This is a genomic window from Bacillus sp. LLTC93 (assembly GCF_002993125.1).
In the GTDB taxonomy this organism is placed as follows: Bacteria; Bacillota; Bacilli; order Bacillales; family Bacillaceae; genus Bacillus; species Bacillus zhangzhouensis.
The window spans coordinates 14,369-41,114 of the sequence record NZ_PVME01000005.1 but is presented as its reverse complement, the minus strand read 5'-3'; the positions used below and the strand labels follow the sequence as shown (position 1 = coordinate 41,114).

The 26,746-nt window shown below is 42.4% G+C and carries 27 protein-coding genes; 14 read left to right on the top strand and 13 right to left on the bottom strand.

Going from position 1 to position 26,746, the window contains the following annotated elements; all coding sequences use genetic code 11:
* Positions 1 to 6: 6 nt before the first annotated feature.
* Positions 7 to 213, bottom strand: coding sequence for a hypothetical protein (locus C6W18_RS15465; protein ID WP_105928148.1), 207 nt, complete (start codon positions 211 to 213; stop codon positions 7 to 9).
* 113 nt (positions 214 to 326) lie between these two features.
* Here C6W18_RS15465 and C6W18_RS15460 point away from each other — a divergent pair, with 113 nt between their 5' ends.
* Positions 327 to 974, top strand: coding sequence for a DUF3885 domain-containing protein (locus C6W18_RS15460; RefSeq protein ID WP_034320112.1), 648 nt, complete (start codon positions 327 to 329; stop codon positions 972 to 974).
* 231 nt (positions 975 to 1,205) lie between these two features.
* Here C6W18_RS15460 and C6W18_RS15455 read toward each other — a convergent pair whose 3' ends face one another.
* Positions 1,206 to 2,534 (bottom strand): 6-phospho-beta-glucosidase, encoded by a 1,329-nt coding sequence (locus C6W18_RS15455; protein ID WP_034320108.1) that lies wholly within the window; start codon positions 2,532 to 2,534, stop codon positions 1,206 to 1,208.
* A 205-nt stretch (positions 2,535 to 2,739) separates the two neighbouring features.
* Between C6W18_RS15455 and C6W18_RS15450 the strand changes: the two genes are divergently transcribed.
* Positions 2,740 to 3,471 (top strand): MurR/RpiR family transcriptional regulator, encoded by a 732-nt coding sequence (locus tag C6W18_RS15450; protein WP_105928147.1) that lies wholly within the window; start codon positions 2,740 to 2,742, stop codon positions 3,469 to 3,471.
* A 13-nt stretch (positions 3,472 to 3,484) separates the two neighbouring features.
* On the opposite strand, the gene C6W18_RS15445 is transcribed toward C6W18_RS15450, so the two are convergent.
* Positions 3,485 to 4,687, bottom strand: a complete 1,203-nt coding sequence (locus tag C6W18_RS15445) for an MFS transporter (RefSeq protein ID WP_034320103.1) — start codon at positions 4,685 to 4,687, stop codon at positions 3,485 to 3,487.
* A gap of 146 nt (positions 4,688 to 4,833) precedes the next feature.
* Here C6W18_RS15445 and C6W18_RS15440 point away from each other — a divergent pair, with 146 nt between their 5' ends.
* Positions 4,834 to 5,313 carry an aminoacyl-tRNA deacylase gene (locus C6W18_RS15440; RefSeq protein WP_105928146.1) on the top strand — a complete coding sequence of 160 codons (480 nt, stop codon included), beginning with the start codon at positions 4,834 to 4,836 and terminating at the stop codon, positions 5,311 to 5,313.
* Positions 5,314 to 5,345: 32 nt separating this feature from the next.
* On the opposite strand, the gene C6W18_RS15435 is transcribed toward C6W18_RS15440, so the two are convergent.
* Positions 5,346 to 6,254: a LysR family transcriptional regulator gene (locus C6W18_RS15435; RefSeq protein WP_105928145.1), complete on the bottom strand. Its 909-nt coding sequence runs from the start codon at positions 6,252 to 6,254 to the stop codon at positions 5,346 to 5,348.
* A gap of 104 nt (positions 6,255 to 6,358) precedes the next feature.
* Here C6W18_RS15435 and C6W18_RS15430 point away from each other — a divergent pair, with 104 nt between their 5' ends.
* Positions 6,359 to 7,561, top strand: a complete 1,203-nt coding sequence (locus C6W18_RS15430; protein WP_105928144.1) for an MFS transporter — start codon at positions 6,359 to 6,361, stop codon at positions 7,559 to 7,561.
* Between the two features lie 112 nt (positions 7,562 to 7,673).
* Here the strand turns inward: C6W18_RS15430 and C6W18_RS15425 are convergent, their stop codons facing one another.
* Positions 7,674 to 8,753, bottom strand: a complete 1,080-nt coding sequence (locus C6W18_RS15425) for a DUF3900 domain-containing protein (protein ID WP_105928143.1) — start codon at positions 8,751 to 8,753, stop codon at positions 7,674 to 7,676.
* 198 nt (positions 8,754 to 8,951) lie between these two features.
* Positions 8,952 to 9,101, bottom strand: coding sequence for a DUF1540 domain-containing protein (locus tag C6W18_RS15420; protein WP_078061668.1), 150 nt, complete (start codon positions 9,099 to 9,101; stop codon positions 8,952 to 8,954).
* Positions 9,102 to 9,454: 353 nt separating this feature from the next.
* Here C6W18_RS15420 and rfbF point away from each other — a divergent pair, with 353 nt between their 5' ends.
* Genes rfbF through C6W18_RS15395 form a run of 5 tightly spaced genes read left to right on the top strand, consistent with a single transcriptional unit; the run spans position 9,455 to position 14,236 of the window.
* On the top strand, positions 9,455 to 10,219 hold the full coding sequence (gene rfbF, locus C6W18_RS15415; RefSeq protein WP_105928142.1) for a glucose-1-phosphate cytidylyltransferase: 765 nt from the start codon (positions 9,455 to 9,457) through the stop codon (positions 10,217 to 10,219).
* Positions 10,220 to 10,223: 4 nt separating this feature from the next.
* Positions 10,224 to 11,195: a GDP-mannose 4,6-dehydratase gene (locus C6W18_RS15410; RefSeq protein WP_034320085.1), complete on the top strand. Its 972-nt coding sequence runs from the start codon at positions 10,224 to 10,226 to the stop codon at positions 11,193 to 11,195.
* Between the two features lie 12 nt (positions 11,196 to 11,207).
* Positions 11,208 to 12,119 carry a putative nucleotide-diphospho-sugar transferase gene (locus C6W18_RS15405; protein ID WP_105928141.1) on the top strand — a complete coding sequence of 304 codons (912 nt, stop codon included), beginning with the start codon at positions 11,208 to 11,210 and terminating at the stop codon, positions 12,117 to 12,119.
* Complete coding sequence (locus tag C6W18_RS15400) at positions 12,116 to 13,306, top strand: glycosyltransferase family 2 protein (protein ID WP_105928140.1); 1,191 nt, start codon at positions 12,116 to 12,118, stop codon at positions 13,304 to 13,306. Before C6W18_RS15405 ends, C6W18_RS15400 begins: the two co-directional genes overlap by 4 nt.
* On the top strand, positions 13,307 to 14,236 hold the full coding sequence (locus C6W18_RS15395) for a putative nucleotide-diphospho-sugar transferase (protein ID WP_034320078.1): 930 nt from the start codon (positions 13,307 to 13,309) through the stop codon (positions 14,234 to 14,236).
* Between the two features lie 33 nt (positions 14,237 to 14,269).
* Here the strand turns inward: C6W18_RS15395 and C6W18_RS15390 are convergent, their stop codons facing one another.
* Both C6W18_RS15390 and pbp4 read right to left on the bottom strand, forming a co-directional pair.
* Positions 14,270 to 15,508 carry an MFS transporter gene (locus tag C6W18_RS15390; protein WP_105928139.1) on the bottom strand — a complete coding sequence of 413 codons (1,239 nt, stop codon included), beginning with the start codon at positions 15,506 to 15,508 and terminating at the stop codon, positions 14,270 to 14,272.
* 147 nt (positions 15,509 to 15,655) lie between these two features.
* On the bottom strand, positions 15,656 to 17,695 hold the full coding sequence (gene pbp4 / locus C6W18_RS15385) for a penicillin-binding protein PBP4(5) (RefSeq protein ID WP_105928138.1): 2,040 nt from the start codon (positions 17,693 to 17,695) through the stop codon (positions 15,656 to 15,658).
* Positions 17,696 to 17,977: 282 nt separating this feature from the next.
* Between pbp4 and C6W18_RS15380 the strand changes: the two genes are divergently transcribed.
* Positions 17,978 to 19,360 carry an SLC13 family permease gene (locus C6W18_RS15380; RefSeq protein WP_189318110.1) on the top strand — a complete coding sequence of 461 codons (1,383 nt, stop codon included), beginning with the start codon at positions 17,978 to 17,980 and terminating at the stop codon, positions 19,358 to 19,360.
* Here C6W18_RS15380 and C6W18_RS15375 read toward each other — a convergent pair.
* Entirely contained in the window at positions 19,292 to 19,708 is a 417-nt protein-coding gene (locus tag C6W18_RS15375; RefSeq protein ID WP_223251728.1) for a hypothetical protein, read from the bottom strand. The two genes, C6W18_RS15380 and C6W18_RS15375, sit on opposite strands and share 69 nt — an antisense overlap.
* Before the next feature lie 83 nt (positions 19,709 to 19,791).
* Between C6W18_RS15375 and C6W18_RS15370 the strand changes: the two genes are divergently transcribed.
* Positions 19,792 to 20,022, top strand: coding sequence for a hypothetical protein (locus C6W18_RS15370; RefSeq protein ID WP_034320060.1), 231 nt, complete (start codon positions 19,792 to 19,794; stop codon positions 20,020 to 20,022).
* Here C6W18_RS15370 and C6W18_RS15365 read toward each other — a convergent pair.
* On the bottom strand, positions 20,000 to 20,479 hold the full coding sequence (locus C6W18_RS15365) for an Hsp20/alpha crystallin family protein (RefSeq protein ID WP_105928136.1): 480 nt from the start codon (positions 20,477 to 20,479) through the stop codon (positions 20,000 to 20,002). The two genes, C6W18_RS15370 and C6W18_RS15365, sit on opposite strands and share 23 nt — an antisense overlap.
* 65 nt (positions 20,480 to 20,544) lie before the next feature.
* Between C6W18_RS15365 and C6W18_RS15360 the strand changes: the two genes are divergently transcribed.
* Together C6W18_RS15360 and C6W18_RS15355 are read left to right on the top strand one after the other, a co-directional pair.
* Positions 20,545 to 20,802 (top strand): hypothetical protein, encoded by a 258-nt coding sequence (locus C6W18_RS15360; RefSeq protein WP_003213975.1) that lies wholly within the window; start codon positions 20,545 to 20,547, stop codon positions 20,800 to 20,802.
* A gap of 6 nt (positions 20,803 to 20,808) precedes the next feature.
* Complete coding sequence (locus C6W18_RS15355) at positions 20,809 to 21,042, top strand: hypothetical protein (RefSeq protein WP_105928135.1); 234 nt, start codon at positions 20,809 to 20,811, stop codon at positions 21,040 to 21,042.
* Positions 21,043 to 21,078: 36 nt separating this feature from the next.
* Here C6W18_RS15355 and bcaP read toward each other — a convergent pair whose 3' ends face one another.
* Together bcaP and C6W18_RS15345 are read right to left on the bottom strand one after the other, a co-directional pair.
* Entirely contained in the window at positions 21,079 to 22,470 is a 1,392-nt protein-coding gene (gene bcaP / locus C6W18_RS15350) for a branched-chain amino acid transporter BcaP (protein WP_034320055.1), read from the bottom strand.
* A gap of 180 nt (positions 22,471 to 22,650) precedes the next feature.
* Positions 22,651 to 23,724 (bottom strand): tetratricopeptide repeat-containing glycosyltransferase family 2 protein, encoded by a 1,074-nt coding sequence (locus C6W18_RS15345; RefSeq protein WP_105928134.1) that lies wholly within the window; start codon positions 23,722 to 23,724, stop codon positions 22,651 to 22,653.
* A 133-nt stretch (positions 23,725 to 23,857) separates the two neighbouring features.
* Between C6W18_RS15345 and C6W18_RS15340 the strand changes: the two genes are divergently transcribed.
* Positions 23,858 to 25,750, top strand: coding sequence for an ABC-F family ATP-binding cassette domain-containing protein (locus tag C6W18_RS15340; RefSeq protein ID WP_105928133.1), 1,893 nt, complete (start codon positions 23,858 to 23,860; stop codon positions 25,748 to 25,750).
* A 30-nt stretch (positions 25,751 to 25,780) separates the two neighbouring features.
* Here the strand turns inward: C6W18_RS15340 and folE2 are convergent, their stop codons facing one another.
* A complete protein-coding gene (folE2, locus tag C6W18_RS15335) occupies positions 25,781 to 26,677 on the bottom strand; it encodes a GTP cyclohydrolase FolE2 (protein ID WP_105928132.1) in 897 nt (298 codons plus the stop codon).
* Positions 26,678 to 26,746: the final 69 nt, after the last annotated feature.

The window sequence follows — 26,746 nt, the reverse complement described above, 5'->3', positions numbered from 1 at the left end:
AGATGTTCAACGATGAACGGTTTTTCGTTTTGCTAGGACGTGAGCTGTCCAGTCGAGAAGAGCGTAAATCACAAAGAAGATGATGATCCAGCTGCTGGCATCGACCCATATATTGGTGATCTGAATGATGTTCACCTGATCAAGTCCAGCCTGAATCCACATCGTGATCAATGATGTGAGAAATACGTGTAAAAGCCATTTTGATTTTTTCAATTGGTCACACCTCCATCTCTTTCCATCGTATAAGAAATGACAGTTCATTTCCAATTGTTTTTCTCTATGCTTCAATATTAAAATAAGACATAAAACCAATGGAAGGACATCCTATGAGCGATCAAACAAATATATTTTTAAACACTTATTTTCCAAATCTGTACCTAGCACCGCCTCTCTTTTATGAATGGCCGTATGGGCTTCGGTTTGAAGTAGCAGATTGGTCATTAGGAAAGGAAACAGAAGTGTTAGAAACAGCAGGAGATCGCGCTTTACATATTGTAAGGCATTCCTTTCAAGCAGAAGACGATGTGCTGCTTGTGACTGATGTGTATACAGAACATGAACATGAATTAACGAAACGTAAGCTCCTGGTGTATCAAAAATATGTCAATCGGAAAGTGCGTTACCGATTGCGTCATGAGCCTTTGACCTATGTACACCCAGAAATAGAAGAGGTTATTCAGTTAGAGCGGTTTACAATCAACTGCCGTCTGAGAGATATTCGGTTGCGCCCTTTGCTTCATGCGATATGCCAAGAAGATTTTTTTACACCAAATCAGATCATGAAGGGAAAACTGGGGTATGAAATCTATCTCATCAACCTCTCAAAACAGATGATTTTTCACTTATATGATGATCGAGGTTGTGATCTTATTGCAGCAGACCCTGAGCGTCTACGCCCAGTCTATGAAGGCTTACAGCACTGGCTATTAGACTATGATCGCGCTCAGATGGACCGGCTGTTTGCAGGCAAATAAGAAAAACCGCACTTTCAACTAGTGCGGTTTCAACGTGAAGACAAACCCTCGCATTCGGTGTCAGTTCTGCGTGCTGGTGCTCACGAATAGAAAATTCTCCAGTACTCGGCCTTCCTAGACTTCAAGGGTTTTCATATCACGCTGAAAAGAAGACAAAGGGCTAAAATAAAGATCATTTTAGCCCTTTGTCAACAATCTGAACCCGCACTTTCAACAAGTGCGGGTTTCTTTTTATGCTTCTACTTTATTGAAAAACTGTGGCAAATACTCTTTGTGTGCTTCTAGCATTTCATCTAGGATGCTTTTTGCAATGGCATCTGATGGCACAAGCGGATTGATGGTCATCGCCACAAGTGCTGTGTTGTAATCGCCTGTAACGGCTGCTTCAGCGGCTACACGTTCAAAGGATTTAATTTGAGAAATAAGTCCTTTCACAGCGACCGGCATTTCACCAACAGCGATTGGTTTAGGACCGTCTTTTGTGATAACGCAGTTGAGTTCAACGGCAGAATCATTTGGAATGTCACTAATCGCGCCATTGTTAATCGTGTTCACCGGCTGAATGTCGTGCTTGTCGTTATAAATCGATGCGATCAAGTTACAAGCCGCATCACTGTAGTAGGCACCGCCTCGTTTTTCAAGCTGTGGCGGCTTGATATCGAGATCAGGGTCTTTGTAAAGCTCGAACAGGTCATTTTCTAGTGCACGAACGACTTCTGCACGAGTCCCTTCGCTCGCTGCTGCTTTCTTTTCTTCAGCCAGCATATCACTTGTTTTGTAGTAGTAGCGGTGATACGGACAAGGAATCACGCCAAGACCTTTTAAGAAGTCTGCATCCCAAGGAATCGCATGAATATTGTTCATCGACATTGTGGAATTTGGATCTGCCATGTCTTCAATGACTTGATCCATGATGCTTTTGCCATCTAAGAATACGTTGAGTCCAAATACCATATGGTTTAATCCAGCAAAGCTGACTTCGACTCTGCTTGCGTCTACATCCAGCCCTTTGGCGATTCCCATGCGAATGCCGATTGGCACGTTACATAAGCCAACGACTTTGCGGTGGTTTGAATAGCGAAGAACTGCTTCTGTGACCATACCGGCAGGGTTAGTGAAATTCACAAGCCATGCGTCAGGGCATAATTCTTCAATATCTTTGACAATATCAAGAATGACAGGAATGGTGCGAAGCCCTTTAAAAAGACCTCCTGGACCATTTGTTTCCTGACCAATGACATCATATTTTAAAGGAATGCGTTCATCCTTCATGCGTGCTTCAAGCAGTCCGACACGGAATTGTGTTGTAACGAAATCAGCACCCGCAAGCGCTTTCTTACGATCTAGTGTTAAATGGACGTCGATTGGAAGGCCTGCTTTTTTGACCATTCGTTTTGCAAGGTCTCCAACGATCTCAAGCTTTTCTTTTCCAGCTTCAATATCGACGAGCCAAAGTTCGCTAATCGGAAATTCATCGTACCGTTTAATGAATCCTTCCACAAGCTCTGGTGTATAGCTTGATCCTCCGCCAATTGTGACAACCTTTAATCCTTTTGCCATGTTCTGCACCTCCGAATAATGTAACGCGCAATGTTATAATAGAATGTAGCCAATTCTTTTTCTTTTGTTTGTACATCTATAGCTTATCGTGAGAGCATCTAGTGCGTAAATGACTTCAGCGTCTTTAGGCAAGGGTGTCTCATTTAGAGATTTGTTACATAGAAGAAACACGTTGTGACATATTGTTTGTGAAAGGGGAAGTCAGATGTTTTCAAGTGAGGTCATTTCGAGCTTTAATGAACTAGAAAGCGCTTTATATCGATACATTATGGAAAACAGTGAAAAGGTCGTGTATATGAGAATTCGAGACTTGGCAGATGCCGCTCATATTTCCACCTCGTCTGTCCTTCGCTTTTGCCGAAAAGTGAATTGTGAAGGCTTTTCAGAGTTTAAAGTAAGGCTCAAAATGTATTTAGAATCAGAACAAACACCTTCTTTGAAAAGCACTCAGCATTTTCTATATGAATTTATAGAACGAACACTCAAAGGAGACTTTGAGGAGAAAATCAAAGGGGCAGCGAGGCTCATTGCCGAAGCAAAAAACGTACTGTTTATCGGGACTGGCAGTTCTGGTATTTTGGCGCAGTATGGGGCAAGGTACTTTTCGAGTCTTGAGAAATTTTCATTTTACATCAATGATCCATTTTTCCCGATGAATATGCAGTATTTGGACAATAGTGTCACCATTGTGCTTTCTGTCTCAGGGGAGAACCGCATTACGATTGATCATATTTCGAAATTAAAAAGAGAAGGAAGTACGATCATTAGCATTACAAACAATCAGCACTGCACAATTTCGCGAATATCTGACTTAAATATTGCCTATTACGTCACAGATGAACGAGTGCACAGAGCCAATATCACGACACAGACGCCGGTCGTGTATATATTAGAAACAATGGCTCGTGAGATGTTTACGATGTTAAAAGAAAAGTAAAAGAGCCGCTGTATTAAACAGCCGCTCTTTTTTTCTGCACCATGAAAGCGAGGATGGCGATGCCTGAACAGATGAGCACAAACAGACCGCCTAATAAATACACAAACCTTGCTCCGAATGCATCTGCAATCATCCCAACAAAGAAAATGGATAAACCGACAGATACAGAAGAAAGGACGTAGTGAGCGGAATACACCTTCGATAAATCACGGACTGGTGTTTCCGTTTGAAGAATGGTTTGCTGCGAAACATCTCGAATTTGATAGGCAGGTCCCATCAGGATACAAAGCACAAGAGCAAGCCACGGAAGGCTGTTCAGTGCAAAAAGAATGGTCAGGACCGCATAGATGAATGACCCTGCTGCCATAAAGAGGAGCAGCTGCCTTTGTATGAAACGACTCATCCACGCAGCCAACAGCCCGCCTATAATGGCACCAGTATAATAAGCAGCATTGATAAATCCCCACCAATCTTCACTTTCTTTTAAATCGTGTGTGACAAAGGCAAGCGTAATGGCTCCGATCCAAACAGCACCCGCTATATTTTCACAAACATCCATAAAGGTCAGGGTGCGAACGGTTTTATTTTTCCAAATGACCGTCCAGCCGTCTTTGAAACTGTTCAGCTTATTTGCTTTTCGATCTACATCTTCTTGCTTAAGAAGAGGAAAAACGGGCATGAAAAATAGATATGACAACACAATCATGAGACAAGTAATCCCCAGTAAATAAAATGGACCAATAAACAAGACGAGCATTCCAGTAAACGAATAGCCGGCGATTTGAACCATTTGATGAAAAATGGAGGCTGTACTATTCGCCTTCACAAGCTGATTTGCTGGCACAAGCATCGGCATGATCGCCTGTAATAAAGGACTGATGAATCCGCCTGTAATGGAAATCAAAATGAGCGCTCCAAACAGCCACACCATATGCTGCTGAAAGAAATGAAATTGAGCTGTAAACACGATGAACATTCCAAGACGTAAAAGAGGGACCCATTTCAATAGACGATAGGCTTGAAAGCGATCTGTCAAAACAGGGGAAATGAGCCCAGCCAAAAGCTGGCATAGCGTTCTAATGAGCGGAAATACAGCGGCATACGCAACAGATTGTGTATCTTGATAGATGACAAACGTGATGGTCATCACAAAAAGAATATCACTTAGCATGAGGAGGCTTTTACTGCCTGTATAAAACCAAAACTTATTTCCCATATCAAACCGACTCCTTTTCAAAAACAAGTTCAGTATAGCATGGGGATGAAGTGCCTAGAGGCTTTCCATTGAAAAATACATCTTAAGGATGAGATGATTGTGATAAGCTTTAATGAAAGACACCATAAGGAAAGGGGTTCAATCTAGTGAGAAAATTACCGGCACATGACTTTTTGGACAAGCTCGGCATCCCATATGACATCAAAACATTTTCTGCCGAAACAGAAAAAGGTGCAGCAAATGTAGCGGAAGCCCTTGGTTTTCAGGAAAGACAAATGATTAAAACATTGATCTTTGAAACAGGGGAAGGGGAGCAGCTGCTTGTGATGGTTGGCGCTGACCAGCATATCAAATCAGGAAAACTAAAGAAAGCGGCCGGCTCCCGCAATATCAAAATGGCTTCACCGGACACGGTTCTTGAAGTGACGGGCTATCGAATTGGTTCGATTCCGCCATTTTGCTGGCAGCCTGAAGGCTTTCGCACGATTATTGAAGCTTCGCTATTAGAAGAAGAGGTATTAGGAGTTGGAGCGGGAGAATGGGGAAATGAAATATTGATGACTCCAAAACGATTAGTTGAAGCGGCCAAGGCTTTACCGTTTGACATAGTTCAGCCATCTAAATAGAGAAAGTGCCTGTTACTTCAGCAGGCACTTTTTTAATTTGAAGGAGGCGTTGTAAACGGACCAATGTCCTTCATTTGCAGGAAGGCATTCACCGTCTTATTTTCTTCAAGATCATTCGCTCGTTTGCAGACAACGACAGGTCTGACGATTTCAATTCCTTCAATGTACACGCGCCCAATTTCTTTCCGATCGAGACTTTTGTGAACAGCATCACGAGGAACAAGAGTGATGCCATAGCCTGCTTTGATCATTTGAATCGCTTCATGGACACCGCTGAATTGTAAATCAACGGTCGGTTTTTTAATTCCTTTAGAGGTAAAGAGAGAAAAGAGCTTTTCTCTTGTGGAACTGCCTTCTTCGCGCATTAAAAAAGGTTCATGGCTCAGGCGCTCAAGCGGGACGGTTTTTCCGTTCAATGGATGGTCCGCCGGGACAATAAAATCATAGCTTAAATCAGTCAAATGGGAGGTGAGAATCTCCTCGTGGTGCAGATCTTCAATCACAGCGATGGCCACATCTGATTGATATTGCAGAAGACTCTCTATGACTTGAGCGGAGTTTCCGCTTTTTAATTCAATTTCGGTCTGTGGTGATGATGTTTTAAAAGCAGCAAGCCAATCAGGCAGCAAAAAATTGAGCGGTACGTAGGTAGAAGCGATTCGGAGTCGCCCTTTTTTTCCGTTTTGTAATAGCGTGATCTGATATTCTACTTCCTTTTCAGCTTCAAATACTTGACGGGCATAAGGATACAGAATTTTCCCCATTTCCGTGAGTGTAATTCCCCGGCCGTTTCGTTTAAAAAGGCGAAAACCGATCTCTCTTTCAATGCTTCTGAGTTGAGCTGTCACAGCTGGCTGTGTCAAAGCTAACACATCTGCCGTTTGTGTGACGCTTTTTGTTTCTGCAACCTTTGCAAAAATCCGGAGGGCATGTAAATTCAATTTTGCACCACCTATCAATTATTTTGATGATTAAATCAAAAACATTCATTAGATTTATTATAAGGTATCCCTTATCGTAAAGATAGCGAAGGGGGCAGAGAAAAATGGACCATCGTCAAAAGCAAGTCGTCTCAATATCGCTCATCACAGCGTTTGCACTCATTGGAGATTCAATGCTTTATATTGTTCTTCCGATCTATTGGAGAGAGATCGGTTTATCATCCATTTGGGAAGTCGGATTACTGCTGTCGATCAATCGATTCATTCGCATCCCTCTAACGCCTGTTGTTTGGTGGTTATACCGATATGTGCCAATGAAGACTGGCGTATTGATTGCTATCTTGATAGCCTCAGTGACAACGATGCTATATGGTGTTAGCGGTTTTTGGCTGCTGCTCATTTGCCGCTGCTTATGGGGATTGGCATGGACTTTATTACGTATGAGTGGAATGCGGTTAATTGCTGAAATGGATGAAGGCTCACAAGGCCATTTGACTGGTCTTTATAACGGGCTTTACCGTCTTGGCAGTTTATTTGGAATGTTATTTGGCGGGTTATTCGCAAGCTTCATCGGCTTCCAATCGATGACGCTCGTCTTTGGTTTACTCTCATTGCTAGGGTGTATTTTTTATGTGTCTTTGGATGAGATTGAAAAGGGGCAAGGTAACGAAGTGTATCAAGGTATTAAACAGAAGTGGTTTGCACGAGATGTAGTAAAAGTACTGATGACTGGAATGTTTATAGCACTTGTGATACAAGGTTTATTTGCTTCAACGCTGAGTCATGTGATTGAAGCAAAGATCGGTCATGGTGAATTTGCTCTTTTCGGTTACGTCATAGGCGCATCTGCTTTAAGTGGAGGGATTCAAGCGATCAGATGGGGGTGGGAACCATTTGTCGCACCGAGAACAGGCAGGTGGTTTGACAGGGTGGTGTTGAAAGAACGAATGCTATGCTGGATGTTTCTTTCGTTTGGAGGTCTCAATATGCTTGCGGTCATGCTGAAGGTAAGTGGCTGGTTTCTTGTTATGTTGCTGTTGATCCAACTGCTGTCAACGACCTTAACGACGATGACAGATACGTTTGCTTTTCAAAAAGCCTCTACTCAAACAGATAAGAATCGCTTCCTTGCAAGCTATTCCTTCGTTCAAGATATTGGTGCTGCTTTAGGACCTTTGTGCGGATATACGATGATTCATTTTTTTGGATCAAGCAGCGTCTTTTGGCTGATGATTATCATCAGCTTACTGCTTTTAAGCATGTGGGCGAGAGGCAATCGGTCGCATGTCTCTTCTGGTGCAGTGTGAAAATTTTCCGCTTTACGCTGTTAGGTAAACCTCTTGATGTCAGCATATGCAGAAGCTGATATAAGTAAAAAACTGCCTCATGCAGCTGAACGCAAGGGGCAGTCATATTCTCTTAATCTATGTCTGAATCGTATGCTTTTTGCGTCAGCTGGCTGACGACTTCTTTTAAGGCATTTGGTTTATGAAATTCAACAGGCGTGCTTCCTTTTTCGAATACGATTTGGTCTGCTTCAACTAGCACAACATAACGATTGTTGACCTTTGCAATATGGATCGAGTGGCCAAAGTCGGCTAGAAGACTTTTGATTTCTGTTTCACCTAGACGCATTTTCATCGTGATATCAGGGGTTTGTTCAACAATGTGTGAAGCCGCTAACGTGACCTGTTCTGTATCGAGCCGTTCCCTGATCTCCCGCTTTTCACTCGCTTCCCATATTTCAAGGTCCTCTTCAAATTGTTTTAATTCTTCACTTTCATCCTGTAATGTTTCAAATACTTGTTCCTGCACCATATTCATGACCTGTGATTTCATGATTTCAGGCATTGATTCTCCGTATTCGACGAATTTTAGAAAGTCCTCAAAATAACGGGCGTGAGAGGACTGGTGAATTTTCACTTCTGCTTCCTCTGTCATGCCCTCTTCTGGCATAAACGGATATTGAATCGATTTCATGTTTTTTGTTGTAATGGCCATTTCGACTTTTCGAATCAAGGTAGATGTATCGGCGATAGAAGCGACTTTCTGTTCAAAATCGCATTTCATGATAAAGACAAAGGAGTCATCGAAATACTTTTTAGGAACCGCAGACGCAACTAAAAAAACGCCGCCTCTGACAGCACTTGTATCTAAATAAGTGCGAACAAACTGTTCACTGCACTCATTAAACACTTCTTTTGAATCAGCAAATCTCGTCTGATGAAATAAATTGTAGTTTGGATTTGAATCAAGCTCATGACCCGGTTCTACAATGAAACGGCCAATTTTGGTCGGCACTTGTTCGGATTTAGGGTGTCTGTCCACTTTTCGTTTGACGATTTTTTTCAGTTCACCGTCTAGAAAATCCTTCAGCTCACTTTGTTCAAATTCCTCTTGGTCTAATGTTTGATAATGTTTAAATCGTTTATTTGCTTGTTCATCTTTGCCTTCGACTTCAACGACAAAGAATGATAGAAAACGTATTGTAAAATCCATTGATTGGTCACCACTTTTTCTTCTTCGGATATGTTGAGTATAGAAAAAGGAGTGAAAATCGTCAACGAATGGAGAATGATCGTGTCATTATTTCCCGAGAAATGTTTATTGAAAAACACTTGATAATAATTATCATTCTTGATAGAATGATAAAAGAAAAGAAGGAACCTGCCAGTTCCTTCATCTCAGAAAAAAGTATTATTTTGTTTCAAATGTTTCGCAATCAGTTTCTGCATTGCGAGTCACGTCAGCGATTGTGCTTTTACCAATTTTAATTGTAGAAGCTGTACAGCTGTTTTCAGCCCAAAAACGGCAAGAGTTCACTTCACAAAGTACATTTTGTGCCATGGGAATTCACCTCCGTGATTCATATTGAGAATGAAGCAAGCTGCCACTTGAATTCATTCAATCTCGTAGTCTCTTTATAGAAAGAGGCTGTTTGTGCTGTGTATGCACATGTTTATCATACCATCTACCCTGAAAATATACAATTTAAACTTTGAAGGAGCGAGAATACAAATCTCGCTCTTTTTTATTTGTAAAAATAGTTAAATGCTAGGTGGCACCCTCTCTCATTTCGACATATGAATAGAGTAGATTCAAAACCTGAAGTCGGACAAAGTATGAGGATACATGTACTGATTTTCCGCATAAAGATAGGGTTTTCAATCAAAATCTTCATAGAGAGATGAGGGGAGAAGATGAAAGCAGTCATTCTCTGCGGAGGAAAGGGAACGAGAATGAGTGAGGTCACACAAGCGCTTCCTAAACCACTTGCTATGATCGGAGATCGGCCTATTCTATGGCATATTATGAAAATCTATCAGTATTACGGTGTAGACGAGTTTATCTTATTGCTTGGATATAAAGGTGAGAAGATCAAAGAGTATTTTCTCAACTATGACTGGCGGCACCACAGCATGCAGCTGGATATGTCGACAGGAGAAATGAAGCTTTTAGGGAAAGCAGAAAACTGGAAAATCACCTTTTTAGATACTGGCGAGAATACGATGACTGGCGGACGTTTAAAGCAGGCGCAGGACTACATTGGTGATGAGACATTTATGATGACCTATGGTGATGGGCTTGCCAATATCAATATGTTTCATTTGCTCAAACGTCATCAGGAGCTTGGGGCAGCAGCCACTGTCACGGGAATTGAAAAGATGTCACAGTACGGGACGTTGAAGGTGTATAACGGGATGGCACAATCCTTCTCTGAGAAGACGGATAGTATCGGGATGATCAATGGAGGATTTTTTGTGTTGTCTCCAAAGGTTTTTGATTATTTGACAGACGATGACCAATGTGTGTTCGAAGCGGAGCCTCTTCAAAATCTGGCGAATGATGGAGAGCTTGCGGTTTATGAGCACCACGGATTTTGGACAGCAATTGATACGTATAAAAACTTGAAAGAAATCAACGGCATGTGGACAGAAGGAAAACAACCATGGAAGGTTTGGTGACGGCATGAGCGGATTTTGGAAGGGCAAGAACGTATTTGTGACTGGATGTACAGGGCTTTTAGGAAGCTATCTCGTCAAGGAATTGATTGATCAAGGCGCAAGCGTGACAGGGCTTGTACGTGATCAAGTGCCAAGATCGAATTTATATCAAGGCAGTCAGTTTGAAAAGATGAACGTGGTGCAAGGCGCACTTGAGGACATGCAAACGATTGAACGTGCGTTAGGAGAATACGAAATTGATACTGTCTTCCATTTGGCAGCCCAAGCCATTGTTGGGGTCGCAAACAGACATCCTGTTTCTACATTTGAAGCCAACATTTTAGGCACATGGAATGTGCTGGAGGCGTGCAGAAGACAGCCGCTGATCAAACGAGTCATTGTGGCTTCAAGTGACAAAGCATACGGTGATCAGGAGCAGCTTCCATATGATGAAGACATGCCGCTTAACGGGAAGCACCCGTATGATGTATCAAAAAGCTGCGCAGATTTAATTTCTCACACGTATTTCAACACGTATGGTCTTCCGGTTTGTATTACGCGGTGCGGCAATTTATACGGAGGCGGAGATTTGAATTTTAATCGAATTATTCCGCAAACCATCCAGCTAGTTTTAGAGGGAGAGGCGCCGGAAATTAGAAGTGACGGCACTTTTATTCGTGATTACTTTTACATTGAAGATGCGGTCAAGGCCTATTTGCTGTTAGCTGAAAAAATGGAGGAAAAAGGGCTGGCTGGAGAAGCCTTTAACTTTAGTAATGAAATTCAGCTGACGGTCCTTGAGCTCGTGGATAAGATTTTAAAGGCAATGGGAAGTGATCTGAAGCCTCGTATTCTGAACCAAGGAACGCATGAGATTAAGCATCAATATTTATCGGCAGAAAAAGCGAGAAAGCTGCTCGATTGGAAGCCTGATTACTCCATTGATGAAGGTTTAGAAAAGACCATTGAATGGTACCGCGAATTCTTTCAAAAATAGAGGTGTAAATAGATGAACAGCATATATTGTACGGTTCTATCAAGTGGAAGACTTTATCAAGCCATTGCGTTTTTCTTATCGTTGAAGCAAGTAGAAGATGATGCTGTCATCAAGACGTTATGTATGGATGATGCTGCATTTGATTTGCTTCGTCAAATGAAATTCCCACATGTCGATCTTGTCCATGTACGAGAACTTGAAACACCGGAGCTGCTAGAGAAAAAAGAGGAACGGGATGCGTCGGAATATTGCTGGACATTAAAGCCGATGTGGATTGAGAGGTTATTTGAACAGGAGAAGGCGGAGGAAGTGACATATCTTGATGCGGATTTGTTCTTTTATGAGAGCCCACAAATCATTTTTCAAAACCAGCCGGATGCTTCTGTTTTACTCTCGAGAGGAGATATTGTCATTCCAAGCTTCGATCCTGAGGAAGTGAAAATGCTTCAGAAGCTTTTAGGGCGCTATAACTCGGGCTTCCTACATTTTAAAGGAGACGAAGCCGGAAGGAAGTGTCTCAGCTGGTGGAAAGAAGAATGTCTAAAAGAATGCAAAAATGCGCCGGGAGAAGGCAAATTTGGCGATCAAGGGTATTTGGATCATATGCCGATACTGTTTGAAAAAGTAGAAGATATTAAAACAAAGGGCGTCAATATTGGTCATTGGAACTATGGGCAGCATTCCTATCGGGAAGAGAATGGACGTATTCTGCTTGAGGATGGGAGCCCGCTCATTTGCTATCATTTCAGCGGCTTTCGCATCGTGAGTAAGGATCATATGCAGCAAATCCATGAAAAAGGAAGAAGTGACTTGCCATTTTTCCAAGAAGCCTATCGAAAAGTACTTCGTCATGTGATTGAATCTGTGGAGCAAGTCAATCCAATGTTTAACGGCTATGCCAAACTGGAGGGGGATGACGCATGAATGAAAAGCCAAAGGTAAGCGTCATTATTCCGAGCTATAATGCGAAAGAGCGTTTAGAAGGGAGCCTTTTTTCCTTAACGCTTCAGGAAACGGATATTCCATTTGAGGTCATTGTCGCCGATAATGGGTCGACTGATGGCACGATGGAAATGCTCGAAAAAATGGAGGTGAACTTCCCATTTAAAAAGGTGCGTGTTCCTGTCAATCAAGGGATTGCTAAGGGGCGTAATCATGCCATTCGTGAGGCAGAGGGAGATCTGCTGATTTTCCATGACAGTGATATGCTGGCAGAGCCGAGGTTTATTCAAAAGCATGCAGAGGCACATGCAGATCAAGAGGATCTTGTCATTTGCGGTGTGTGCTGGAAGCGGATCTATCGTTATTTTTACACAGCATTTGATAAAGATCATTTGATGAGTTTGAAAAAGCAAGGTCTGTATAAGCGGGAAATGAAGAACAAAACGCCTCTTTTATCAATGGAGGAAGTCGAAAATGGTGCATTTCTAGAGAAAAGCTTCGATTTGCAGTCTGAGTTTATTGATATCCTCAAAGACATCTTGCACACGTATCATTATGATTTAGGTTCTTATGAGTTGCCGTGGAGATTTTTTATTACAAATAACTCCTCTGTCAAACGCAAGCATGTCATGGCACTGGGGATGTTTGATGAAAATATCGTTCGGTACGGGTTTGAGGATTATGATTTAGGGATCCGTCTGCATCAGCTTGGCCTGTCATTTGAGCTGAGAGAGGATATCATGAGTGTGCATCAGGAGCATCCAAGTAATTTAACGTCATTTGATGACATCAAATATAACATTTTGTATATGTGCGAGAAGTACAACAATATTGATTCCATTGATGTCCATTTGGCATTCTCTGGCCCGTTTTCTCACACCGTGACAAATGACATCGTGAAAGAAATTCGGAAGCTGCGTGAGCATCCGTCATTTGATGGTCTGTTATCTTATTTTTTAGAGCTGCTTCATTTGATCACAGAGCGGAATGTAGGCATCAAACGTGATCAAAAAGATGTGCTGACAGCAAAGCACTTTCCGTTGAAAAAGCTGTCAGAGACTGCGCAGCTTGCAAGGCAGGAATATGGCTGCACGGTTCTTGTCGAAGCAATTCAAGGGCTGACGCAAGAGCTGTTACGCGTGGATTTGTTTCAAGTGGATGTGTTGTAGATGGCGTCCTATCATTTTACAACCATCGTGTCGAATACCCATGTATTTAAGCTGCTGGCGCTGATTCATTCGCTTGAACAAACCGCCCATTCATTCAAGCTGTCTGTTTTATGTGCGGACCCTTTGGCTTACAAGGTGTTAAGTGAGTTCCCTCATCCGCATGTCCAATATGAACAGCTTCAAGATATTGAAGATGATTCGCTGCGAAAGGCAAAAGATGATCGTACGTTCCATGAGTATTGCTGGACGCTAAAGCCTGCCTTTCTACTCAAAATTCTTGAGTCATCAGATGCAGATTATCTCGCTCATTTGGATACCGATTTGTATTTTTATCATGATCCAGAAGCCATTTTTGCAGAGAATCCACTCGCTCATTTATTTTTGACAGATCATATGAATTCCAAGCGGTTTTATCACTTTTATGAATTGTCAGGCCGCTTTAATACTGGTTTTGTAGGCTGTCGTAACACAGACGTTGCCAAACAGGCGGTCACGCAATGGAAAGAAAACTGTATTGCGCACTGTACAGTAGAAATGGATACGAAAAAAAAGACGTACGGAGACCAGCGGTATGTTGAAAGATGGATCGATGATTTTGACGGTGTCCATGTGGTGACATCTAAAGGGGCCAATGCGGCGATTTGGAATATCGAAAACTACAAGCTTTCAGTTGTGGAAGGGGATATTTACCTCGACGAAAATTCCCTGCTGTTCTATCATTTTTCTGCCTTTACGATCATTGATGAGAATACCTTTAATCTCAATTGGTATTACTATATGACAGAACAAAAGCTGGTGGATCATCTGTATATTCCGTATGCCGACTTGGTTCATCAAAAAATTAAACAGGTGAAAGAGGTATTTCCAGAATTTCAGCAAGGGTTTATTGCGAAGAAGCATGTTCCTGACACTCATTTTTATGAGATATGAAAAAACCGCTCAGTTAATGAGCGGTTTTCAATTTTATGATTCATTCCATTTGGAGATGGTATGATCACTAGGAAGTAAAACGGCTAAGATGCCTAAAATCGGTAAAAAGGCTGCACCGATCATGGTAGGAGTTAAACCGAAGGCATCAATGAATGAGCCGAGGGCAACCGATCCGATCGCACCCATTCCAAACGCAAGCCCAACAGTTAATCCAGACATTGTGCCAATTTTCCCGGGAAATAGTTCTTGGGCGTATACCACTGTGACAGAGAAGCTTGACATCAATATGAGTCCAATGAGTCCAAGTAGAACGTACGCAAAAACAGGTCCGGCAAATGGTAATAGAAGTGCAAGTGGAAAAGATGCCAATAAAGAAGCCAAAATCACGTTTTTCTTACCAAATCGATCTGCAAGCGGTCCGCCTAAAAATGTCCCGACTGCACCTACAATAAGAAATAAGAAAATATAAGTCTGTGATTCTTTAATCGTCACACCATATTGTTCAATGGCATAGAACGCATAGAAATTCGAAATGGCATTCCCATACCAAGAGCGGGCAAAAATAAGAAAGACGATAATGCCAAGTGCCGCGAGTGCTGACTTACGGTGAATATCAGACCTTGGAGCTTTCTGATTTGCTTTCTTGGCTTGTGCTCTAAAGGCTTGAAGCTTCGCAGCGTACCATCTTGAAATATAGAGAAGAAAACCGACAGCAATCATCCCAACAATCGTAAACCAAGCCACTCCTGGTTGACCGAGCGGGACGAGCATTAATGCAGCGATAAGTGGTGCAAAGGCTTGACCTGTATTCCCGCCTACTTGATAGATGGACTGGGCAAGTCCGCGTCTTGGACCAGCTGCCATGTTGGCAACACGGGAGCCCTCTGGATGGAAGATCGCAGAGCCGAGTCCGATAAAGGCGACGCAAAGCAGAATGGTCGCAAAGGATGGAGCAAAAGCAAGCCCGAATATACCGACAGCACTTGAGAATAAAGCAATAGGAAGTGCATAGGGCATCGGCCGTTTATCTGTGTACCACCCAATAGCAGGCTGCATCACGGAGGAGACCATATTTAATGTAAAGGCAATCAGCCCTAATTGTGTAAAGGTCAGCCCCATTGAGCGTTCTAAAATAGGGAACATGGCAGGAATAACGGCTTGCAAAGTGTCGTTGAGCATATGGCAAATACCAATGATCAGTAAAATGGGATAAACCGTTGAACCGGTTACAGCTTTTTGTGGTTTATCCTTTGCACGAGCAGCAATAGCCAATGAGACTTCCTCCTTTCATCCAACTGTTTTCTTTTTTTGCATTCCTCTCATTTTATTCATAAGGTGAACTATAAAACAATAGTAAATTGTCATGATTTAGAAAAAAAGAGACACAGCACTTGATTGATAGCGTGTGTCTCTAAAGGATTATTGATAAAAAGAAGCGATCACAGGCTTCATTTTTTGAATGACAAGTCCACTGCCGCCGCGGTTTTTCACACCTTCGATCATGCCGACGAGGACGTAATCTTCTTTTTTAGGATTAAACGCAAGTAAAAATCCATTTTCAGTGCCATCTGTTGCACCTTGTTTGCTCTTTAGCTCTGCCGTTCCAGTTTTAGCGGCAATATCAGCTCCTTCGATTTGTAAGGAGTGAGCTGTACCGTTTGGATTGGTGACGACTTGAGTGAGCGCGTCTTTCACCGTGTTTGCTGAGTCTTCTTTGATGATTTGTTTTGGTGATACTGTTTTTTCATCTTGAATCACTCGAGGATAGACAAGCTTGCCTCCTGTTGCAAAAGGAGAATAGGCATGTACTTGCTCAATCGGTGACATGAGTAGTTCCCCTTGACCATACGCCGAGTCAGCGAGTAGGATGTCAGATTGAATGCCATCGTTCGACACTTGTGCTGGCTTCATTGTAAATGGCATGTGTAAGTCTTCGCCAAACCCAAATGTTTTCACTTTTTTCTCGTAGGTTTCTTTACCAATTTCAAGTGCTTCCTGTCCGAAGTAAATATTGTCAGAGTACACAAGGGCATCGACCATATTCACTTTTTCTTTGGCGTGCACCCGTGTAATTTGATAATTTCCCCATGATTGATCCTTTTGCCATTTCAGTCCTTGAATGGTACGCACTTTATTAGGCTTTGTGACACCTGTTTCTAGCCCAATGGCTGCTGTAATGGTTTTGAATGTGGACCCTGGTGCATACCTGCTTGCATATCGAGCTTGGAATGGGAGGTCTGGGTTTTCACTGTATGCCTGATATTGCTTAGGTGTCATCCCATTTGTCATGAGATTGACATCGTAGGAAGGCGTGCTGACAAGTGCTAATAGATCACCAGATGATGGATTCATGATGGTGACAGCTCCTTTTTCACCTTTCAGCTGTTCATAGGCTTTTTTCTGTAGAGAAGCATCAATGGTCAGCTTCACTGTTTTTCCGTCTTTTCGGTCTGTTTTTTGCAATGTTTCTTCAATACCTGTTTCATCATGGACAATGAGAATGCTGCCACCATCTTGTCCTCGTAAATTTTGATCAAATGTGAATTCAAGACCGGTTTTGCCAATGATTTGATCAGCCTTTAATGCTGGATTCCTTTTGATATCATCCGCATTTGCTTTTCCGACATAGCCTGTTAGATGAGCAGCGGCTTCGTTATATGGATAGTAGCGCATTTCCTTCGATTGATAGGTGACGCCGTTTACGTCCTTAGGAATCGGCATTTGCTCTAACATAGATTTCAGCGGGACAAACGTGTCGTCTGTGACCCATGTTTGTTTCAGCTGATTTTGAATCAATTCCTCATCTATATCAAAAGCTTTGCTGATTTTTTTAATATTGCTTTCTTTTTCATTCCCTGTCCCGAGCTTTTCTGGGATGATGCCAAGTGCGTTTCCACCCGTTGTTTCTGCTAAAGTACGGCCTTTCCGATCCACAATGTTTCCGCGTACAGCAGGATCTGGTTTCACCTTGATGGTATCTCCCTTCTCCATTTGCGGGAAGATGAGACTTGGCTTCCAGTCCACTTTCCACTTGTCATCTTCTTCAGTGAGAACCCCCTTGTATGACAGCTTGTTCAGTTTTCCAAGAGACGTTTTCATCGTGACATCATAGGTGAACTGATACCCATTTCCTTTGTCCTGTTTTTCGACTTTGACCTTTGATACGTTCAGATCATAAACACCAATTCCATTAAAAATATTGTCGTATTTTTCGGTTAGTTGTTTTTTGGAGAAGTCATTGGCTTTCAGAGACGCACTTGTCACCTCATCTGACAACTTCGCAAAGTCTTTCTTCTCCATGTGTTTCGTAAAGGACTCGGCCGCCTGTAACGCCTCTTTTTCTTTTGAGAAAAGAGTATCTTTTAAGAAAAAGAAAGCAGCCGCAAGTACGATCATGCTAAGAATGGGTATGATGACTTTTTTCTGTTTCCAAAATGCTTTTCGTTGATCTGTAAACAATGAAAACACCTCAATTTTTGATTAGATCCTCTATATTTTACAGTTATTGCGTGTGATTTGTATAGTTTCTCCTATGAAAATAGACCAAGTCTTGAAGTAGAAATATGAATAAATGACAGGTTGCTTCTCTAAAAGATATCTTCATTTTTTCTTATGATTTAAAGGATTTCTTTAGCAATCATCGAATGTGGAAAATTAGAAAAAATTTTACAAGCGTTTTCATTAGGGGGGATTGTGATCGTTTATAAAAAAGTGAATTTAACTGGACTTGTTCTTGGACCAATGCTATTCTTGTTGATTCTTTTTCTCATACCAGAAAATGAATTGACCTATGCTGCGAGAGTGGTATTAGGCATTACGGCTTGGACTGCGACGTGGTGGGTAACAGAAGCATTGCCGATACCAGCAACCTCTTTATTGCCAATCATCCTTCTGCCAACACTTGACGGGCTCTCTATGGAGCAAACATCAAGGGCTTATGGAGACCCGATTGTCTTTATGTACATGGGCGGATTTATGATCGCAATCGCAATTGAAAAATGGAATTTACATAGAAGAATGGCATTACATATTTTAAAGATCATTGGCACAAGAAGTGACCGCATTGTATTAGGTGTCATGATCTCGACTGCTTTTTTATCTATGTGGATTTCCAATGCAGCTACAGCACTGATGATGCTGCCAGTGGCACTGGCTGTGATTAAAGAGGTCAAAGCGAACGAAATCTTATCTGGTGTATCTCTTGAACGATTCAGCAAAAGCATCTTATTATCGGTTGCTTATTCAGCGTCAATTGGTGGTTTGGCGACACTTGTTGGGTCTGTGCCAAATGCTGTTTTTGCAGCGATGTCAAAAAAGCTGTTAGATCGGGAAATTATGTTCTTTGAATGGTTTTTGTTTGGTTTTCCCGTGGCGACGGTTCTTCTTATTCTCTTATTTTTGTATTTGACCAAAATACAGTTCAAGGTAGAGCACACAGGTGAAATGAGTGTAGCGTTCATACGAAAGGGGTTGGAAGATTTAGGGAAAATGAAACAAGAGGAAAAATGGGTTTTTGCTATTTTTCTCATGACGGCTTTTTTGTGGATATTTAAAATCTTTTTGTTTGGAGGTATCAACGTATCTGATACATCTATCGCCATTTTTGGTGCGATGCTGTTGTTTCTCATTCCAGCGACAAATGGAGAGAGAATACTAGAATGGCAGGATATGAAACAGCTGCCGTGGGGGCTTTTGCTTTTGTTTGGTGGTGGGCTTTCGCTCGCTACGGGATTTGCAGAGACCAATCTAACAGCATGGATCGGGGGAAATTTACAGCATTTAAATGGGCTTTCGTATCTCATGTTGTTGATTATTTTAACCGCCGCTATTTTATTAATGACAGAAATTATGTCCAATACAGCTGTTGCCAATATGATGATTCCGATTACGGTAGGGCTCGGCCTTGCAATTGGCATCGAGCCGTACGGTTTAATGGCTGCGGCTGCCTTGGCTTCCTCATGTGCGTTTATGCTGCCGATCTCCACACCGCCAAACGCCGCTGTCTTTAGTGCGGACGTGTTAAAAATATCTGATATGGTCAAGGCGGGCTTTTGGTTAAATATCATCAGTATTGTGGCGATTGTTCTTGCGGTTTATTTCTGGCTCCCGATCGTGCTTAGATGAGGGCTTTGAGCGAATCGAGACTATCGGTGTTGGTGTTTCTTTTGGCTTCGGTGCTGGGGCTGACTTTTTGATGCTGGTTTCTTTTGGCGTATAATAGGTTGCCCCAATATTGAGTCTGCCTTGAAGCTGGTCAATGGAAAGCTCACCAAACTCTAAGTGATAGTCAATTTTATCCACGTGCAATGATTCAATATGAATATGCGTATCCTCTGAGACAGGTGAAGCAGCAGGTGCAGACATTTTTTGCTCAAGAGCGGTTAGTCTTTTTTCCAGTTCGACGACAGATGGAGGTGGACTGGATTTCGTTTTTTTAAAGAGTGATTGAATGAAATGTTTCAAGTGGACCACAACCTTTTCTTCCGCCTTGCTTTAGTCTATGGAAAAGCTGCCCGGTATATACTTATAGAGATGACAAGAAAGGGGAGAAGTGCATGCTGCCTACACGGATTCAGATTGCCCATATGAAGACGAACTCTATTGGCAAAGGGTCCTCGATGACATTCGGTTCGACGATCGTACGAAATCACTGCTCTACGATAAAAAGAAACAATGGTTTTGGTGAGCAAAATGCGGATGGCGTGATCACGATCCTGCCAATTGAAACGATTGATGATCGTGATCAAATAGACGCAGTGAGTATCAATATTCGTCATCTATCATAATCGCAGTTGCTTTTCCTTCATCCTTTTGCAAACGGATGTACAGAACGCCGTCTTTAAAGGCGGCATTCATTTGACCAAGAATCATCTCTGGAAGCCGAATTTTTCTTTCAAACGGACCATATTTCCCTTGTTTTTGGCGAAAGTCCTGCTCGTTAAAAAAGGAAATACGCTGCCCTTTCACAACCAAATATTCACCATATGATAACACCTGTACATCTTCTTTCCGGTAGCCAGGTAAATAAATTAAGTACTGAATTTCTGTAGGGGTTTCCACAATGTCGATTGGTGGAAACGCCGTCTCTGTTCCTCGTTGATCTTGCTGCGTAAATGTAAAGGGGGACGGACCATTTGCCATAAAGGGAGATCTTTGCTCATCATCGAAAATCATTTTCCAAAAATCGTCTCCATGCATTTGCTGGGCAATGTCCATCCACTGCTTCATTTTTTCGAAGTCCATGTGAAGACCTCCTGTTAACATACTTGATGGGTGCTTGCATATACCTATAAAAAGGAGGTTTATCTGTGGTTCAACCAACTCCGTATATCAATATTAATATTTTCATGTTAAAAATTAATTCCTTTGAAAATGCGTCGGCGGTGAATGTCGGACAAAATTTGTTAGCAGAGTGGCAAAACTCAGATAAAAAAAATCAGGGTTACGGACAGAATTTTGGAGATGCCAGCGGTTTTGTCGGTACAAAAAGCCATGTAGATGATCGAGATCAAGTGGACTCACCTGCCTCTTTTTCGCCAGCAGCTAAACCTATTCAAAGGAAGTGACGTGTGATGTTATTCTCACCCTCAGTCGTCAATGTCGGTGCTTTTAAAATCAATGCAATGGACCGGGGTGCATCGCTGACGCTAGGTCCTTATCAGCAGGTCGATTATTTTCTTTCGATGAAACTAAACCAAGGTTTTGGTGAGGACAATGGAGATTGTTCACCGCTTGTCATTCCAATTTCAAGCGTGTTAGATCCAGATATGATCGACTCAAATTCAGCCAAAAACAGCGTGATTTAAGCAAAAAAAGAGACCGGGAATCCCCGAGTCTCTTTTCTAATGTGTTTGATTGAGGTGACTGTTTCGTCTTGCGTAGGTGAAATAGACAACAACACCAATGGCCACCCAAATAAGAAAGGCTCGCCACGTCGTCCATTTAAGTGTGGCCGCCAATATCATACAAATGATCGCACTAATAATTGGAAGAACAGGTACAAATGGTACTTTAAAGGCTGTCTTCATATTCGGATGTTTCTTACGTAAAACGATGACGGCAATCGAGATCACCGTAAAGGCTGCAAGAGTACCGATGCTCACTAAATTTGCAAGCGTCGATAAATTCACAAATCCAACGATACATGCTGCAACCGCGCCTGTCAGCCAAGTGTTGGCAACGGGTGTTTTGGATTTCGGATGAACCTTTGAAAAAATCTTTGGCATCAGCCCATCCCGGCTCATCGCAAAGGTTAAGCGAACCTGTGCATAGACAAGAGCGATTAAAACCGTCGTAATCCCGATAATCGCACCGGCGGATATGATACCAGCCACACTATTAAGGCCAACCACTTGAAGAGCAAAAGCGACAGGGTCACTGACATTCAGCTTCGTATAGTGAACCATGCCTGTTAAGACAAATGAGACGCCGATGTATAAAATGGTACAAACACCGAGCGCACCGATGATTCCAATTGGCATCGCTTTTTGCGGATTTTTGACTTCTTCTGATGCATTGGCGATCGCATCAAATCCAAGGTAAGCAAAAAAAACAGTTGCTGCCCCTGCGATCACGCCATGAAAGCCCATTGGCATAAAGGGTGTCCAGTTTTCAGGTTTGACGTAAGCGAAACCTGAGATGATAAAGAGAAGGACAATGGCGATTTTGATCAGCACAATGATGTTATTCAGCTTCGTGCTTTCTTTTACGCCTCTTGAGACAATAAAGGTAATGAGTAAAATAATGAGTGCGCCTGGAAGGTTAAAGACGGCGCCATCAGCGGCTCCAGGTGCTGCCGATAAAGCTTTCGGTATGTGCAGGCCGAATCCACTGAGCAGTGATTGAAAATAGGACGACCATCCACTTGCCACAGCAGAGAGTGCAACAACATACTCAAGCATGAGATCCCAGCCCATTAAGAAGGCGAGAAATTCACCAAGTGTTGCGTAAGAATACGTATAGACGCTTCCTGATACAGGAATGGATGAGGAGAATTCCGCGTAGCAAAAAGCAGCAAGGGCGCAAGCGAGCGCAGCCAATATAAAAGATATAATAATCGCAGGTCCCGCATCTTTCGCAGCAGCAACCCCCGTAATCACAAAGATCCCTGTTCCGACCACACAGCCGATGCCAAGCAAGATTAAATCAAATGTATTCAAAGAACGACTGAGCCGCTTTGTTTGACTTTCAAGCATGAGCTGGTCGAGAGACTTTTTTCGAAATAAAGAACTCATGTTGACCTCCTAATGGATAAATCTTTTCGTAAGACGAATGTTAGTATATGCGTAAATGACAATTTAGTCAATTGGTTGAAAAACGCTTTAAATCACTAAAGTGTTAAACGTCACAAGTGAATCAGTGTGTCAAAAGAGACATCCGCCGGCATAGGGCAGGCGGATGTGGTGACAGACGATCTATGTCTGTTCAGCAAATATTTTTTCATTGTACAGTACACTCGGATGGGTAGGATAATGTGCTGAGGAGGCAAGGTGATGTTTTTTGGCTTGATCCAAATCACCGAGCTGATAATAACAATAGCAGAGCTGGAGGTGAGGGTACCACGTTTTATATTGTATGAGCGTGAAGGCTGTTTCGTTTTCAGGAGCCTTCAGCGCCTGCTCATACCAAAAGATTGCAGCCTGATGTTTATTTTGCGTTTTTAAATGATCCCCGATTCGGCAGCAAAATTCTGGGCGGGGCTGATCATATAAGAAGGATCGCAATAATGAGGATAAGGCCGCTTCCTCAAAACCTGTCGCATAATAGCAGTCAGCTAAATATTGGCATGCACGAATTTCATCCTCAATCCAGCACTGTTTTGTTGCTAAAAATTCATGATAAAAACGAATTGCTCTGACATGCTGCTGGTTATCTCTTAGTTCATTGGCAAAGTAAAAGAGATCACGAGGCGTCATATTCTCTCCTTTTGCAAGCATGTCTTCATAAATTCGCAGGTTGCGTCCAGGCTCGCCAGCTGTTGTTTTCTTGCGCTTTTGATGAGTGACGGCTATATCGGCAGGAAAGATGTTGCCATAGACTTGAAGAAATTCATGAACGGCCCCGTACCACTGAAAATTCAAGGCACGCTTCACAAGCCGATTTCTTCTATATTTAAAATTCACCTGACCGTCCCCATCAAACCCAACGTGATAAAACATTGAAACGGCATCCACTGCGGGGTCAAGTGTCTGCTTGAGGTGAAGAAGTTTTTTTTGGTCTTCTTCAAGCAGGACATCGTCAGCATCGAGCCATAAGATATACTCTTTGGTTGCATGTGAAAAAGCGAAATTTCGTGCTTTTGCAAAGTGCTGGACCCATTCAAAATCCAGTACCTGTGCTGAAAAGGAGTGAGCAATTTCCTTCGTTCGGTCTGTTGATCCCGTATCAACGATGATCATCTCATCTACAATGTCTTGAACAGAAGAAAGACAGTCCGCTAAAACCTCCTCTTCATTTTTCACAATCATACATAAGCTAATGGTTATCATCTTTAGATCACCTCTTCATAGTGTATCGAGCATCGAAAGGAAACATTCTTTTCAGCAGCGGTTTTTTTAAAACTAGTTTTCTGCTACTGGCTGATTTAAAATAAAGGAAGAATCTATGTAAGGGCTGATAAAAATGAGTTTATTGAATGTTGAAGGATTATATAAAACCTATGGCGAAAAAACGCTGTTTGATCATATTTCTTTCCATATAGAACCAAAGGAACGGATCGGGTTAATTGGACCAAATGGAACAGGGAAGTCAACGCTCCTAAAGGTGATTGCAGGACTTGAATCGTTTGAGGAGGGTGACATCACGAAAGCAGGGACACTTGATATCGAATTTCTCGAGCAAGATCCTGAAATGAACGGGAATGAAACGATTCTCGACTACATTTTTTCTGGAACGGCACCAATCATTCAAACGATGAAGGCCTATGAACAGGCGCTCGCCGATTTAGAGCATGATCCGCAAAATGAGGCAAAACAAGAAGCGCTGATGCGCATGCAAAATCGGATGGATCAGGAGGACGCATGGGATGCGAACCTTTCGGCAAAAACGATTTTGACAAAGCTTGGGGTCAAAGATGTGAGCCGTTTTGTTCATGCATTATCGGGCGGCCAGAAAAAGCGTGTCGCGATTGCTAAAAATTTAATACAGCCTGCGGGTTTGCTGATTTTAGATGAGCCGACCAACCATTTAGATAATGCAACAATTGAATGGCTCGAAGGATACTTAAGTCAATACAGCGGTGCTGTCATCCTGGTGACACATGATCGTTATTTCTTAAACCGCGTCGCCAATCGGATTTATGAATTAAATCAAGGGCAGCTGTATACGTATAAAGGAAATTATGAAGTCTTTTTAGAAAAAAGAGCGGAACGAGAAGCAGAAGCTCAGGTGAAAGAAACGAAACGTCAAAACCTGCTTAGGCGAGAGCTTGCATGGCTGAGAAGAGGGGCGAAAGCAAGAACGACGAAGCAAAAAGCACGCATCGGCAGAGTAGAAGAGCTGAAGGATCAAAAAGGGCTCGATGCAAAAGGTGAGCTTGATTTTGCTATCGGCTCGCACCGCCTTGGAAAACAGGTCATTGAGGCAGAAGACATGTCGATATCATTTGCTGGTCAGACACTTGTGGAGCGGTTTACAGATTTAGTTGTGCCAGGCGACCGTATCGGATTTATCGGACCGAATGGAGTGGGTAAATCCACTTTACTCAATTGTTTAGCGGGCAAAATGGAACCGACCACTGGACAATTGATCATTGGACAAACGGTTCGCATTGGCTATTACACGCAGGATCATAAAGAAATGAATGAAGAACTGACCATTATTGATTACATCAAGGAAACAGCTGAAATCGTCAAGACATCTGATGGCGCGATCGTGACAGCAGAGCAAATGCTAGAGCGGTTCTTATTCCCAAGATCCATGCAGCGGACTTTTATACGCAAGCTGTCAGGGGGAGAGCGCCGCAGGCTGTATTTACTAAAAGTCTTGATGGAAGAGCCGAATGTTCTCTTTTTAGATGAGCCAACGAACGACCTTGATACAGAGACGCTCAGCATTTTAGAGGATTATTTAGAGCAATTCCCTGGCGTTGTCATTACGGTGTCGCATGACCGTTACTTCCTAGACCGAGTCGTCAATCGCCTGCTTGTCTTTGAAGGAAATGGACGCATTTCACATTTCCAAGGAGCTTACAGCGATTACATGGAGCAAGAAAAGGAGCAGAAGCGAACAGAGACAAAGCCTGCTGAAAAACAAGTAGAAGCCGCACCTAAAAAGAGAAAAAAACTTTCCTATAAAGATCAGCTTGAATGGGACGGAATTGAAGACCGGATACAGGCATTAGAGGAAAAACACCAACAGCTTGAAGCCAGCATTGCTGAGGCAGGTAGTGATTTTGGGAAAATTCAAGAGCTGATGGATGAACAAAAAGCCGTCGCTGAAGAATTAGAACAAGCGATGGATCGCTGGACAGAACTGTCGATAATGATTGAGGAATTAGAAGGTAATGAAAAATAAGGATTGGAACAAAAAAACTGTAGAGCGTCTCTACAGTTTTTTTTGATAAGAGCATTTGGCATAGGCGTCATGCTGGTGAATGGATTCCTCATTACGACACTCGACTTGAAAGCCTCTGATCCATTGTTGCTCATATAATTCTACCGCAATCAACCTCGCGACATCCTCTACAAAGCGTGGATTTTCATAAGCCTCTTCTGTTACTTTCTTTTCATCAGGCCTTTTGAGCACGGGATAAAGCGATGCACTCGCATTTGATTCAATGATGTGTAAAAGAACTGCCTTCATGTCGTCAGGAAGCAATGCTTGTTCAAATAGCTCTACCTGAATGGAAACAGAGCCGCGCTGATTATGCGCACCATATTCACTGATTTCCTTTGAGCAAGGACATAATGTTGTCACCTGTGCGGTGCAGCCAACATGACAGGTCCAGCCGTTTTTTTCATGAAAATGAATGTCATATTGCACAGTCGCATGCATCAAACCTGACGTTCCGCTGACCGGGCTCTTTTTTTCTATGAACCACGGGAAGGAAACTTGAACCGAGGCAGATGGCTGATTCATTTGCTTAGCAAGCTGTGCTGTCAATTCTCTTAAGGAATTCATATCAAGCGGCTTACCGCTCTCATAAAATGAATGCAGCTGTTCGGTGAGACGGCTCATATGAATGCCTTTTTGATGAGCTGGAAGATATGTGCTCAGTGCAAAGACAGCGGAAGTTGTTTGGGTCTGTGGTGTCGTTTTAGACACAATATGTACAGGATAGGACACACGGCAGATGCCCACTTGTTCTAGATGAAAATAAAAGTCCTGCTCCGTTTTTTGTATGTCCATCATGTCTTCTTTTTGACAGGGCTTCGTTCCAAGGGTTGGTGGTACAGATCCAAATAACTGATGGCGTTCTTTTTTGGGTGGAAAAGATAACATGCAATGCCTCCTATAAATCGTAATTATTACTATTTATTTTGCATGAAACGACTAAAGAAATCAAGTTTC